Consider the following 13,884-nt stretch of genomic DNA (forward strand, 5'->3'; position numbering starts at 1 on the left):
AATTTGCACTCGGAAAAAATGTTTAATGTAATTAAAAGTATTATAGAATTATGATTATTGAAAATGTTCATGCAAGAGAAATCTTGGATTCTCGTGGCAATCCTACAGTAGAGGTTGAAGTTTCTTTGAAGTCAGGTGTCGTAGGTCGTGCATCGGTTCCTTCTGGTGCATCCACTGGTGAGAACGAGGCTTTGGAACTTCGTGATGGTGACAAGAACCGCTATGGCGGCAAGGGCGTCTTGAAGGCCGTGGAGAATGTGAATCAGGTGATAGCTCCGGCTTTGGTAGGTCTTTCTGCCTTGGAGCAGCGTGTCATCGATTATAAGATGTTGGAACTGGACGGTACCAAGACCAAGTCAAACCTGGGTGCCAATGCCATCCTCGGTGTTTCTTTGGCTGTGGCTCATGCTGCTGCTGAGTATCTCCACATCCCATTGTATCGCTACATTGGCGGTTGCAATACTTACACCCTTCCTGTTCCTATGATGAATATCATCAATGGTGGTGCTCACTCTGATGCGCCTATCGCCTTCCAGGAATTTATGATCCGTCCTGTGGGTGCTCCTTCCGAGAAGGAGGCTATCCGTATGGGTGCTGAGGTGTTCCATGCCTTGGCTAAGCTCCTGAAGAGCCGCGGTCTTTCTACTGCCGTAGGTGATGAGGGCGGTTTTGCTCCTGCACTCGATGGTATTGAGGATGCGCTCGACAGTATCTGTCAGGCTATCAAGGATGCCGGTTATGAGCCTGGTAAGGACGTGAAGATTGCCATGGACTGTGCTGCCAGCGAGTTTGCCGTTCAGGAGAATGGTGAGTGGTACTACGATTATCGCCAGTTGAAGGATGGTAAGAAGAAGGATCCTAATGGTAAAAAACTGACTGCTGCTGAGCAGATCAAGTTCCTGGAAGAACTGATTACCAAATATCCTATCGATTCTATCGAGGATGGCCTTGACGAGAACGATTGGGACAACTGGGTGAAGTTGACTGCTGCCATCGGCGATCGTTGCCAGTTGGTAGGTGACGACCTCTTTGTTACCAACGTGAAGTTCCTGGAGAAGGGCATCAAGATGGGTGCTGCCAACTCTATCCTCATCAAGGTAAACCAGATTGGTTCTCTCACCGAGACACTGGATGCTATCGAGATGGCTCATCGCCATGGTTACACCACCGTTACTTCCCATCGTTCTGGTGAAACCGAGGATACAACAATTGCTGATATTGCCGTAGCAACAAACTCTGGTCAGATTAAGACGGGTTCTATGAGCCGTACCGACCGTATGGCTAAGTACAACCAACTTATCCGCATCGAAGAGCAGTTGGGTAATAACGCAACTTATGGTTATAAGAAGTTGAAATAGGAATGATGATATGAAATTGGAAAACACCAATTTCACCATAACATACACATTTTATAAAAATAGAATAGATCAGATACGAAATAGATGGGCATGGATGACCGTGATGGTTGTCCATGCTTTTTTTCTTCTATGATGTATCTGCATCTTCATGTGTTTAACTGGATAACTTCGATATATTATATTGATTATGACAAACGTATTGATTAGTGCTGCCGGGCTTTGCGGTGCCACGATTATAGGTGCCATTTTGGGATTCTTCGTCAAGGAGTTGCCTCACAAATGGAACGACGCCGTATTGGGATATTGTGCCGGAATCATGCTGGCAGCTTCCACGTTGGGACTGATAGTGCCAGCCTTCGAACAGACCAGGCTTTGGTGGCTGGTAGTAATCGGCGTGATGGCAGGAGCCTTGTTTCTGAACGTGCTCGATCTGGTGACTCCCCATCTTCATCGTATCACGGGACTAGATCCCGAGGAGCATCGCAACAATGCCAGGCTCAGTCATGTGATGCTTTTCGTGATGGCGATAGCCCTACATAAACTGCCCGAAGGCATGGCTGCTGGAGTGAGTGTCTGTTCATCAGAAGGCGCAACGGAGTGGGGCGTTTCCTTCGGTATCGCCCTGCAGAACATCCCTGAGGGTATGGTGATTATTGCTCCTTTGATGATGGCAGGTGTTACAGCAGTCCGTACCTTCTTCATTTCCATCTTCATCGCCCTGCTCGAAGTGGTAGGCATTCTGTTGGGTTTCGGTTTGGGCTCAGCCTCTACCACCTTCCTCCCCGTGATGCTGGGCTTTGCCGGTGGCGCCATGCTCTATGTAACGAGCGATGAGATGATTCCAGAAACCCATGCCCATGGCTTCCAGAAACAAGCCACCTACGCTCTTCTCCTGGGTTTCATCACCTTTGTATTGATGGAGAAATGTGTATGATTAGATTCTGATACCGAGGCAGGTAGTATATCCTAAATACAGAGTGTACTTAGGTGTAGGCTTTTTTTGGAAACAAAAAAGCGGAGCGTGATTTCACAACCACACTCCGCGCAAACTTAAACAACCAATAAAAGAAATAGATTGATCGTTCAATTGTTATATCTGATGAAGAGTAGCTCTTGTTAGAGCTTTGTTTTTTTATCTGTCAGAAATATGTCTTATGTTGGAAGACATTGCTGATTAGCGGATGAACAGGAGTTCACGATACTTAGGCAAGGTCCAGAGCTCATCGGCTACAGCCAACTCCAACTTGTCAATCTGATAACGGATCTCCTCCATCTTTGGAGCTACCGTGTCATGATAAGCTATCGCCTTATCGTGCTCATTCTCAATCTTGTTGGCAACCTTGCGGGCATTTACCAACTCCTCAACACCTGTCTCGATGATCTGAGTGCGCTCAGCAATCTTCTTGATAATCTTGATGTTGCGGGCTGTCAACTTCTTGCCTTCCTCGTCGCCGAAGATATCAATCATGTTCTCCACATTCTTAGCCAACTGGCTCTGATAGTGAGTAGCCACAGGGATGATGTGGTTCATGCTCAAGTCGCCCATTACACGAGCCTCAATCTGAATCTTCTTGGTGTAGGTCTCCCATTTCACCTCGTTACGAGCTTCCAACTCGTTCTTCTTCATGACGCCCATATCTTCGAACATCTTGATAGAGGCAGGGTCGAGATAACGCTCGAAAATCTTAGGACAGCTCTTCTCGCAGTCCAGACCACGCTTAGCTGCTTCCTCTACCCACTCATCTGAGTAACCATTGCCGTCGAAACGGATTGGCTTGCAGGTCTTCAAATCCTGACGAACGATGTCGATGATGGCAGATGTCTTATCCTCACCCTTGGCAATCAACTCATCCACACGCTTCTTGAAGTCGGTCAAAGCCTCGGCTACAGCTGTGTTCAATACGATCATTGCTGATGCACAGTTAGCCTCAGAACCTACGGCACGGAACTCGAAACGGTTACCGGTGAAGGCGAATGGTGATGTACGGTTACGGTCAGTGTTATCAATCATCAACTCCGGAATCTCAGGGATATCCAACTTCATGCCCTGCTTGCCAGCTACGGTGAAGAGATCCTTCTTGTCGGCTTTCTCAATGTGCTCGAGAAGGTCGGTCAACTGTTTGCCGAGGAATGAAGAGATGATTGCTGGAGGTGCCTCGTTGGCGCCCAGACGATGCGCATTGGTAGCACTCATGATAGAAGCTTTAAGCAAACCGTTGTGCTTGTATACACCCATCAAAGTCTCCGTGATGAAGACTACGAAACGGAGGTTATCCTCTGGTGTCTTGCCAGGACCATGAAGCAGAATGCCTGTATCTGTAGCGAGACTCCAGTTGTTGTGCTTACCGGAACCGTTGATGCCTGCGAATGGCTTCTCATGGAGAAGTACGCGGAAACCGTGATGGCGAGCTACCTTCTTCATCAAACTCATCAGGAGCATGTTGTGGTCAACGGCAAGGTTGGTCTCCTCGAAGATAGGTGCCAACTCAAACTGGTTTGGTGCAACCTCGTTGTGACGTGTCTTGCAAGGAATACCGAGTTCAAGAGCCTGGATTTCCAAATCCTTCATGAATGCCTGAACACGCTCAGGAATGGCGCCGAAGTAGTGGTCGTCCATCTGCTGGTTCTTGGCAGAATCATGACCCATCAGCGTGCGGCCTGTCAGCATCAGGTCAGGACGTGCTGCATACAAGCTTTCATCTACCAGGAAGTACTCCTGTTCCCAACCGAGATTGGAAATAACTTTCTTGACATCAGGGTTGAAGTAGTGGCAAACATCTGTAGCAGCTACGTTTACAGCGTGCAATGCACGGAGCAATGGAGCTTTATAGTCGAGAGCCTCACCTGTGTAAGAGATGAAGACGGTAGGGATACAGAGTGTATCGTCGATGATAAATACAGGAGATGTTGGGTCCCATGCAGAATAACCGCGAGCCTCGAAGGTTGAGCGGATACCGCCAGATGGGAAAGATGATGCATCAGGCTCCTGCTGAACGAGCAACTTGCCTGAAAATTCCTCAATCATACCACCCTTGCCATCATGCTCGATGAAGGCATCGTGCTTTTCTGCAGTACCTTCTGTCAATGGCTGGAACCAGTGAGTGTAGTGGGTTACGCCATTCTCGTCAGCCCACTGCTTGATGCCTTTGGCTACGGCGTTGGCGATGTTACGGTCGAGACGTGCTCCGTTGTCGATGACATCTACCAGTTTCTCATAGACATCTGCAGGGAGATACTTGTACATCTTCTGTCGGTTGAATACCTTCTTTCCGAAGAATTCACTTGGTCGCTCGCTAGGAGCGGTTACCTCAACAGGCTTTCTCTTGGAAGCCTCTGAAACAGCTTCAAATCTTAAGTTGCTCATACCTTATATAATTTAATGTTTAATGTTCAATGTTGAATTATTTTCCCAGCCATTTGGCTATTCTCTCCATGGCTTCCTTGCAGTCCTCATGCTCGCCAAAGGCGGTGAGTCGGATGTAGCCTTCGCCCGATGGACCGAAGCCAACACCAGGGGTGCAGACTACACTGGCACCATAAAGCATCTCTTCGAAGAATTTCCAGCTAGGTGTATTGTTTGGCGTCTTCACCCAGAGATAAGGTGCATTCTCGCCGCCATATACTCTCAAGCCGAGTTTCTGGAGTTCTGCTCTCATGAAGTGGGCATTCTCCATATAGTAATTGATGGTTGCCTTCACCTGTTCCTTACCCTCAGGGGTGTAGATGGCTTCGGCAGCACGCTGGCTGATATAGCTTGTACCATTAAACTTGGTGCACTGGCGGCGGTCCCAGATAGGATTCAATGCCACTTCCTCACCTGCCAATGTCTTTGCCTTCAACTCTTTAGGAACGATGGTGTAACCACAACGCACACCGGTGAATCCGGCAGTCTTCGAATAACTGTGGAATTCTATCGCTACCTTTCTGGCTCCACGAATCTCGTAGATAGAATGAGGAATTTCCGGGTCAGTGATATATGCCTCGTAGGCTGCATCATAGAGGATGATGCTTTCGTTCTTGATAGCGTAATTTACCCATTTTCTGAGTTCCTCTTTCGAGATAACCGTACCCGTAGGGTTGTTTGGATAACAGAGATAAATCATGTCCACACGGTGGTCTGGAATCTGAGGGATGAAGTCGTCGCTCTCATCACAAGGCATGTAGGTTACATTGCTCCACTTGCCGTTCTCGAAGATTCCCGCTCTACCTATCATCACGTTAGAGTCTATATAAACCGGATAAATCGGGTCGGTAACGCCGATGTTGTTATCCCATCTCAAAATCTCCTGGATATTTCCTGTATCACTCTTGGCTCCATCGTTTACGAATACCTCGTTGGCGTCGAGATGAATGCCACGTGGCAGAAAGTCGTTCTTGATGATAGCCTCGCGGAGGAAGTCGTAGCCTCGCTCCGGACCGTAGCCTCTGAAGGAAGCCTGCTCAGCCATCTCGTCTACAGCCTTGTGCATCGCCTTAATGACGGCAGGGCAGAGAGGCTGGGTTACGTCACCGATGCCCAAACTGATTACACGCTGCTTTGGATGTGCAATCTTGTAGGCGTTCACCTTCTTTGCGATGTCGGCAAACAAGTAGTTGTTGGCCAACTTCAGGAAATGTTCATTAACTAATGCCATATTTTGTTTCTCCTTTTATTTACGGTCATTATCGACCATTTGTTATTTAAGTTTGCGTTCTCTTTTTAAAATGTTGAGTGTTGAGTGTTGAGTGTTGACTTGGTGGGTACAGCTAAATTCAACATTCAACATTCCACATTCAACACTCCCTATATTAACACTCCAACTGGATTTCTCCTTCGAATGAGAAGGCTGCAGGTCCCGTCATGTAGACATGATCATCAGCCTCGCTATATTCTATTTCCAGCGTTCCGCCATCCATCACGATACTGCTTTTTCTGCCAGTACGCTTGGTAAGGGCTGCGGCTACGGCTGTGGCACAGGCTCCTGTTCCGCAAGCCATTGTTATTCCGCTTCCCCTTTCCCAAACTCGTGTCCTTATGACGTCTGTGTCAGTTACTTGTGCAAATTCTATGTTGCATCTCTGGGGAAATGCCTTGTCTCTTTCCAGGATTTTACCATAGTGGGCGATGTCGATGGTGGCGATGTCATCCACGAAGGTAACGAAATGCGGATTACCCATGCAAACATAGGTGCCTTCAAATTTTCTGCCGTCAGCTTCGAGCACCGAAGGGCCTATGAATTGCTCGGGATTTTCAAGTTGGGGTTCCAGCATGTCTACTGTTACCGATTCCACAACTTCTTTATTATCCTGAAGATGAAGTTTCAATATCTTGATACCCGAAAGCGTTTCCAGTCGGATGGTGTCCTTTCGGGTCAATCCTTTTTCGTAAAGATACTTACCGATGCATCGGCTTGCATTGCCGCACATCATCGCTTCTGAACCATCGGCGTTGAAGATACGCATCGAATAATCTGCTCTTATGCCGTCGTGCGGCTTTCCGATGAGAACCAGTCCGTCGCTTCCTATGCCCGTGTGATAAGCACTCCAGACAATTGCCGCCTTCTCTGGGTCAGGAATGTCGTATTGTTGGGTATCTATATAGATATAGTCGTTACCCGCTCCCTGCATCTTTGTAAAATGAACTGTTTCTTTCATCTGCGTTGTCCTTTATATTTGAATACTCTTCTTTTATCTCTCATGTCTTATCTCTTTTGAGATTTGACTTTTTGCTAGTCTTTCGAATATTTCGATGACTATTTGTTTGATTTCGGTTGCAAAGGTACGACGATTTGTTGAAATATGCAAGAAAATAAATACTGAATCTTGATTATTTTTTGCAATCTTACAATTTGTATCATAAAAGTGCTTTCTGCCTTACAAATTGTAAGGAGAATATGATAAGCCTCGATAAATTTAAAATGTTCGACAAAAAGTAAAAACGAAATGCTTGTATTCCTTTTAAAATGCTGACAGAATGTATTAATTTTGCAGTCGAAAACGAACATAGTGTAAATGAAAGGCTTGATTTAAATAGCAACCAATGAAGGTCCGTTTTCGAAAAGAGACAATCAATAGAAGTATTACACATTATTAATTATTAAAGGATTATGAAGAAGATTGAGGCAATTATCCGCAAGTCTAGATTCGAGGATGTCAAGAAGGCGCTTTTAGCAGCAGACATCGAGTGGTTCTCTTATTATAATGTAAGAGGTGAGGGTAAAATGCGCCAGGCTCGCATTTACCGTGGTGTGATGTATGATACCAGCAGCATCGAGCGTGTGCTCCTGAACATCGTGGTTCGTGACAAGAACGTGGAACCAACCATCGCCGCCATCCAGGGGGCTGCCCAGACAGGTGAAGTAGGAGACGGCAGAATCTTCGTGATTCCTGTACTCGATACGGTAAGAATCAGAACCGGCGAACGTGGCGACATTGCATTGTATAACGCTGAGAAAGAGGAATAAAGATACTTTGAATTTTGAGGTTTGAACATTGAACTTTATGATTGGTATTGAAGCTTATATTTGAGAGGCTATATTATAATATTGTATTCTAATTTAACTATAAGATATTTTTATGAGCAGTTTATTATTGACGACACTTGATACGGGTAACACAGCGTGGATGATCATGGCAACCATCTTGGTGCTTTTGATGTCAATCCCGGGTATAGCACTTTTTTATGGAGGTTTGGTGCGCCAGAAGAATATTCTCAGCATCCTGATGCAGACGGTTTTCATCGTGGCAGTAGTCAGTCTGATATGGGTAGCCTTCGGTTATTCCTGGGCTTTCTCTACAGAATATGCCGATTCGGGCAATCCTCTGGCTTGCGTCATCGGTGGTTTCGATAAATGTTTTCTTCACGGCATCGGCTTGGATGCCATCATGCCTACAGGCATTCCGGAACTCACCTTTGCTATGTTCCAGTGCATGTTCGCCCTCATTACTCCAGCCTTGATTCTCGGTGCCTTTGCCGAGCGCGTGAAGTTCAGCGGTTATGTACTTTTCACCATCCTTTGGGTTATCATCGCTTATCTTCCAATGGCCCACTGGGTATGGGGTGGCGGTTTCCTGCAGGAGATGGGAGCCATCGACTTTGCGGGTGGTACCGTGGTTCATATAAATGCCGGTGTAGCCGCTTTGGTTATGGCACTCTGTGTAGGCAAGCGAGATGATTACCGTGCGGGTCATCCTATCACACCTCACAACATCACCTTCGTGTTCATGGGTATGTCGTTCCTCTGGTTGGGATGGTTCGGTTTCAATGCCGGTAGCGGTCTGGCAGCCGATGGTCTGGCAGCCAATGCCTTCCTCGTAACTCATATCGCCACAGCTGCAGCAGCCACTACCTGGATGCTCATCGACTGGATTGTGAACAAGAAGCCAACTACGGTAGGTGCTTGTACCGGTGCTGTTGCCGGACTGGTAGCCATCACTCCTGCAGCCGGCAGTACCGATATTTTCGGAGCTTTCTGCATCGGTATCATTTCCACCATCGTCTGCTTCTTCATGGTAGCGGTAGTAAAGGAGAAGTTCAAGTATGATGATGCCCTCGATGCCTTTGGTGTTCATGGTATGGGTGGTATTCTGGGATCAGTCCTCACTGGTGTCTTCGCCACTCAGTATGTAACAGGAGTCGAAGGTGTGCAGGGTGCCCTTTATGGCGACTGGCATCAGCTTTGGGTTCAGGTTGTAGCCACCGTGGTAAGCATCATCTACAGCGTTGTAGTTACCTACATTATCTTCAAGGTAGTAGATAAGAGTGTAGGTGTACGTGTTGACAAGCGAGTAGAGGAGGAAGGTCTCGACATCTACGAGCATGGTGAGAGTGCTTATAGCAACTAATTGCGAAATTCGATTATCAGCATAAAATTTAGGTCAATGGTGTTTCATTTTGAGGAATGAAACACCATTTTTCTATGATAAATCCTCAACTTGCACAATGAAAATGCCTCAACTTGCACAATGAAACTTTTAAGTTGCTGATATTCAATAACGTTATCCCCACTATTTTCCCTAAGAATTCCTATTTATAATAATGTGTAATCCCCTTTTCTCCTTAAATCTTCTTGTTCTTTCCCTTTTGGGATAATTTTGGAAAAGTTATCAATTTAGTGCTGGTCTGTGAACGCAGAAGGTTGATGCTATTTTGTCGGTGTAAATGTCGGTGTAAAATGTCGGTGCAAATATTGTTTTGGCGGTAATGTGGCGGTAATAGTGGCGGTAATGCCGATGTAAATGTCGGAGAAAAATGTCGGAGACATGTCGGTAACATGTCGGAGACTTCAAGGGTGGTAAAAAGAGATTTGGCGGTGATGCAAAAAGTGGGTATTCTAAGGCATGAAGGTAAGGGTAATGTCGGTGTTTGTTGTTTACTTGCTAAACTGGCATTTCGATAGGATAAAATGAAATATTAGTATAATAATTCTTAAAGAAATAACAACGTATAAGTTTTTTTATTAACTTTGTATGCATAAAATAAATATTTATGAAGTTTAAAATAACTTTGAAAATAGATAGGAAACATGGTGACTTGCTGCCCTTTAATTATCAGTATGAGCAGTCTGCTGTCATTTATCGCATATTGGCGCAAGCTGATACGCAATATTCGTCATGGCTTCATGAAAATGGTTATCAATTGAATGGAAGCAAGAGATTTAAGCTATTTTGCTATTCGCCTTTTATCTTTGAAAAGGTAAGACCTTTGCCGAAAGAAGGCTGTCTTAATATCATGGGTGAAAGAGCTACTTGGTACATTAGTTTCATTCCAGAGAAAAGCACCATGGAGTTCATTCAAGGAATATTTGCTCATCAAAGTTTTACCATTGGCAATAGGAAATATCAAGTTGCATTTGATGTTGTTGGAGTAGAAGCTATGCCCATGCCGCCTTTGTCCGAAGTTATGACTTTCCAAGCCTTGTCTCCTATTTGTGTTAAGCAGCATGAGGACAACAAAATACAATACTTATCTCCAGACAATCCTAAGTTTGCCCAAGGCATACTAAAGGGACTGTTGGCAAGGTTTGAGAGCATTCATGGGCAACCATTTGATATGAATGACAAGGAGTTTTCATTCGAATTGACAGACAATAAGGTCAAGTCGAAGTTGATAACGATAAAAGCCAATACTCCTTACGAATCAAGAGTACGTGGATATCTCTGCTCTTTCCGCATGAAAGCACCTTTAGAGTTGATGAAGATTGCTTATGAAGGAGGAGTAGGAGAACAATGTTCACAGGGTTTTGGATTTATTAAAACGAAAGATTAAAATGGAAAAAAATATAGATTTATCGATATTGAAAAAACTTCCCGAACAGAATGTTCAAGCTGTTTTGGAAATTATTCCATTGGCACCTTTGTCTATGGTATCTGAATTGCCTGGATCTTTTTATAAAACAATGAAATATCCTAGTAAAAAAATGCTATGCGGTATGTTTGAAAATATGCTAGGATGGCACTTTGACAATGAAATTCGAGAGGAAATTCTAAAGGACATGAATTTGAAAAGAGAACAAAACGCAATAATAAAGCCAAACTCTTTTCCTGGCTCTACCTATATTCCATTATTGATGGAGTTTTTCTCGTTAAACGGGACGCCTTGGTATGAACCTATAAAGCCTTTAGAAGAAGGAGATATAGGCTTTATGTACTATACAGATTTATGGAGTCGTGCTCGTAGAAGACATGATACATATGTACAAGTAAATGGCTCTAGGCATATAAGTTTAGATGTTGTTAAAGAATTGCATGATGAGATTATGCATTCTGATAGTGATGGCAGTAATATTAATAAACAGATAGACAATTGGCTGAAATCTCCAGATAAAAGCAATAGTGAAAAGTACAATTGGCAAAAAATACCATTTTATTACTATACGCCAGTATCTCGCGAGTACATAGAAATACATGGTATCATAAAGATACCAATTAATATTGATGCTGATTTATTAAGTTTGTTGAAAAAGAACATAAATAATTCTGTAACATATCTTGGCAATAGCGAAGGTTGGGTAGAAGTTGAAATAACAAAAGTATGACAACACATCCATTTTTTAAATATGCAATGGCGCTTCTGATGGTGCATAATAATTTGCAAAAAGAAGAGGAAATAAACGAAGACCATATTCTATATGAATTAGAAAAAGGTCTAAATCATTATGCCCTTGAAGCTCCTAAAGTCGCTGCTGAAAGGAATATAATAAAGTATCGTTTTGCAAAGAAAGACGCTGATTTTATTTCACCTTCCTTTATAAACAAAAAAGCCAAGGAAACAATTGAAAAATTAAATAGAAAAGAGCTAACAAAAGACAAACTCCCATTAGTTGGAAATCCATTTGCAGGCGAATTCTCTATATTTACTTCACAAGGAAAAGGCTTAAATGAACGAGGAAAACCGAAATGGACATTAAGAGAGTATTACTTGGGGTGTATTACACTGTCAACACCAGATAAGCCTTGTTATAGGGATAAAAAGAATTGGTGTCTCATTCCTGACTTAGAACTTCCTGATATGATTCATTTCATTAATCTCTTTGAGGAAATGTATATAAATGAAACGAAGAATTTATTGCATGGTAAAGTTACTGGGAAGAAAGGTGGAAAATATACATTACATCGTCCTCGTTTGCTTAATGGGAATTTTCCGTATGCACCACAGACAAGTGTTATGGGAGCTGTTGCTTTGCTTGGGGCGATTGGTAAATTCGCAAAGGATGCGGAAGACCGAATTTCGCCAGAGATTTGTAATGTTGTGAACCGATTGAAAAATACGAATATTTATCTTGTGTCATCAGACGAGATAAAAGCATTTTCATTCAATCATGTCATTATAGATTTGGCATCGAAGGGAAAGTTGCAAAGCATAGTTGATAGTATTTATAGAATCGAATTATTTAAAGTTGGTAGTCGAAGTAAAATAGATAAGTTTAATGATATTAGAAAAAATGAATATGATAGGTTTGACTTGTTTGTAAGTAGATTCCTAACTTTATTTAATAAAGCATCTTTTCGTGGTTTCTTCTCTTTTAGGGCAGAATACCCTAATGAAATGGAATTATTATTAAAAACATATTTTTGCATTATGGAAAAAATAAATGAAGATATTGTTAATTCAGCCATCGCTTTTGGGAATTGGCTAAACTCTCAAGCTTTCACTTATGCCTCTAAGAAAATATCAGTGGATAAGAACTTGAATGAAAAGAAAAAAAAAGAAAAAAAGGAAGAACAAACAGAATTAAAAAATAAAATTTTAATTCAATTTGAAAGTGCTATTATGTCTGCAAAAACAGGAGATGCATTAGTTGCATTTATTACAACAAGAGCAGCTCGTCTTACAGGTTATGACATAGATGAAGGTGCTAAATTATTTATGTCAAAGGTATCATGTGGTGAGTTGCCATTAGAACAGGCAAAAAATCTTCTGATAGCTTTTTCAAGATTGAAAACAGTGAATAAAAAAAATGAAAATGTATAACTTTTAAAAAATATAAAAATGATAATTAAAGGTATTTTAGTAACGCTTATTGCTCCTTTTGAGAATCATATCGCAAATGGAGGTGACAAATTGTTAGGAAACATGCCTACAATAAAAAAGCGTCTTGATGACAGAGCATATATCTCTGGACAGATGCAGCGTCATTCTCTTTTCTCTGCTATAGACAGAATTAATATAGATGATCAAGAAGATAATCATATTGGAGAGAATGATGATCAGTACACTTATGTATCTAATGCTGATGGTATAACAAGTAAGATCGAGTGTGATTTACGTGCTGATATGGGCGGATTTATGCATACCATAGATGGTGTTGGTTCTGTAAGAAGAACTTCTCCAATATCGGTAACGCCAGCGGTGGCATTAAATCCAAGTAAATTTGGAAATGATTTGCTTGTATGTGTAAACAACAATCCAAATGAGGATGCAAAAAAGCAAGCAATTGTTACTGTTGAGTATAGTCAGGAAGACGATATGCGTATGAATTTCTTTTTGGATGTTACTTCATTAAGTATACACAAGACGTATGAATACGACGGGAACTTTTATGTTAAAACTGTTGCGCATAAATTTGCCAATGAGTCTGAAAGAAAAAGAAGAGCAAGAATATTCTTGGAGGCAACTCGTTTCCTAAATGATTATGCCAATCAAGCGCGTAATGAGGTGTGTGGTGAACCTCAAAAGGTTTTCATTGTATTTGATCCTAAATTAAGTCGAAAGGCTTCACGTTACTTTAAGGCATCTAAAATCGAAAAAGAAAGAATTAAAGAAGAGTTGAAGGATCGAAAGGCTGTTTTCTTCTATGGTGATGATACAGATAAAGAATCCGATAGCGTTTTGACAGCTTATAAGAAAGCAATGCAATTTCTTAATGAGAATGAACTATATACATACTTTCCCGAAGTTGATAGGGTAGAAAAGTTTGACAATGTTCAAAAGTTGATTATAAATATTAAGAATAAGATGGAAAAAAAGAAAAAGGAAAGTAAGAAGAAACAAGATAAAGAGGAGTCTCCTAACTCCGACGAACAAGCGTAAACTCTATAATGCGGA

General features: G+C 42.5%; 11 protein-coding genes. 8 read left to right on the forward strand and 3 right to left on the reverse strand.

Annotated features, from left to right (window positions below):
• Positions 1 to 50: 50 nt before the first annotated feature.
• Both eno and RCO84_RS01160 read left to right on the forward strand, forming a co-directional pair.
• A complete protein-coding gene (gene eno, locus RCO84_RS01155) occupies positions 51 to 1,358 on the forward strand; it encodes a phosphopyruvate hydratase (protein WP_317583562.1) in 1,308 nt (435 codons plus the stop codon).
• A gap of 187 nt (positions 1,359 to 1,545) precedes the next feature.
• A complete protein-coding gene (locus RCO84_RS01160; protein WP_317583564.1) occupies positions 1,546 to 2,292 on the forward strand; it encodes a ZIP family metal transporter in 747 nt (248 codons plus the stop codon).
• Positions 2,293 to 2,532: 240 nt separating this feature from the next.
• Here the strand turns inward: RCO84_RS01160 and RCO84_RS01165 are convergent, their stop codons facing one another.
• The 3 genes from RCO84_RS01165 to dapF form a co-directional block, all read right to left on the reverse strand.
• A complete protein-coding gene (locus tag RCO84_RS01165) occupies positions 2,533 to 4,722 on the reverse strand; it encodes a glutamine synthetase III family protein (RefSeq protein ID WP_118139671.1) in 2,190 nt (729 codons plus the stop codon).
• A gap of 37 nt (positions 4,723 to 4,759) precedes the next feature.
• On the reverse strand, positions 4,760 to 5,992 hold the full coding sequence (locus tag RCO84_RS01170) for an LL-diaminopimelate aminotransferase (RefSeq protein WP_144151089.1): 1,233 nt from the start codon (positions 5,990 to 5,992) through the stop codon (positions 4,760 to 4,762).
• 154 nt (positions 5,993 to 6,146) lie between these two features.
• On the reverse strand, positions 6,147 to 6,992 hold the full coding sequence (gene dapF / locus RCO84_RS01175; RefSeq protein ID WP_317583565.1) for a diaminopimelate epimerase: 846 nt from the start codon (positions 6,990 to 6,992) through the stop codon (positions 6,147 to 6,149).
• A 452-nt stretch (positions 6,993 to 7,444) separates the two neighbouring features.
• On the opposite strand from dapF, the gene RCO84_RS01180 reads away from it, so the two are divergent.
• From RCO84_RS01180 to cas7p, 6 genes are all read left to right on the forward strand, one after another.
• Complete coding sequence (locus RCO84_RS01180; RefSeq protein WP_006849503.1) at positions 7,445 to 7,801, forward strand: P-II family nitrogen regulator; 357 nt, start codon at positions 7,445 to 7,447, stop codon at positions 7,799 to 7,801.
• 112 nt (positions 7,802 to 7,913) lie between these two features.
• The gene (locus tag RCO84_RS01185) at positions 7,914 to 9,182 is read left to right on the forward strand and encodes an ammonium transporter (protein WP_317583566.1); all 1,269 of its coding nucleotides are present in this window, start codon (positions 7,914 to 7,916) and stop codon (positions 9,180 to 9,182) included.
• 643 nt (positions 9,183 to 9,825) lie between these two features.
• Positions 9,826 to 10,605, forward strand: coding sequence for a CRISPR-associated endoribonuclease Cas6 (gene cas6 / locus RCO84_RS01190; protein ID WP_287828754.1), 780 nt, complete (start codon positions 9,826 to 9,828; stop codon positions 10,603 to 10,605).
• Position 10,606: 1 nt separating this feature from the next.
• Positions 10,607 to 11,374, forward strand: a complete 768-nt coding sequence (cas5p, locus tag RCO84_RS01195; protein WP_287828756.1) for a type I-PGING CRISPR-associated protein Cas5p — start codon at positions 10,607 to 10,609, stop codon at positions 11,372 to 11,374.
• Positions 11,371 to 12,810 (forward strand): hypothetical protein, encoded by a 1,440-nt coding sequence (locus RCO84_RS01200; RefSeq protein ID WP_317583568.1) that lies wholly within the window; start codon positions 11,371 to 11,373, stop codon positions 12,808 to 12,810. The genes cas5p and RCO84_RS01200 overlap by 4 nt, the downstream gene beginning before the upstream one ends.
• A gap of 18 nt (positions 12,811 to 12,828) precedes the next feature.
• On the forward strand, positions 12,829 to 13,869 hold the full coding sequence (gene cas7p, locus RCO84_RS01205; protein ID WP_287828759.1) for a type I-PGING CRISPR-associated protein Cas7/Csp1: 1,041 nt from the start codon (positions 12,829 to 12,831) through the stop codon (positions 13,867 to 13,869).
• The last annotated feature ends 15 nt before the right edge of the window (positions 13,870 to 13,884 follow it).

It is taken from the genome of Segatella copri (genome assembly GCF_949820605.1).
GTDB lineage: Bacteria > Bacteroidota > Bacteroidia > Bacteroidales > Bacteroidaceae > Prevotella.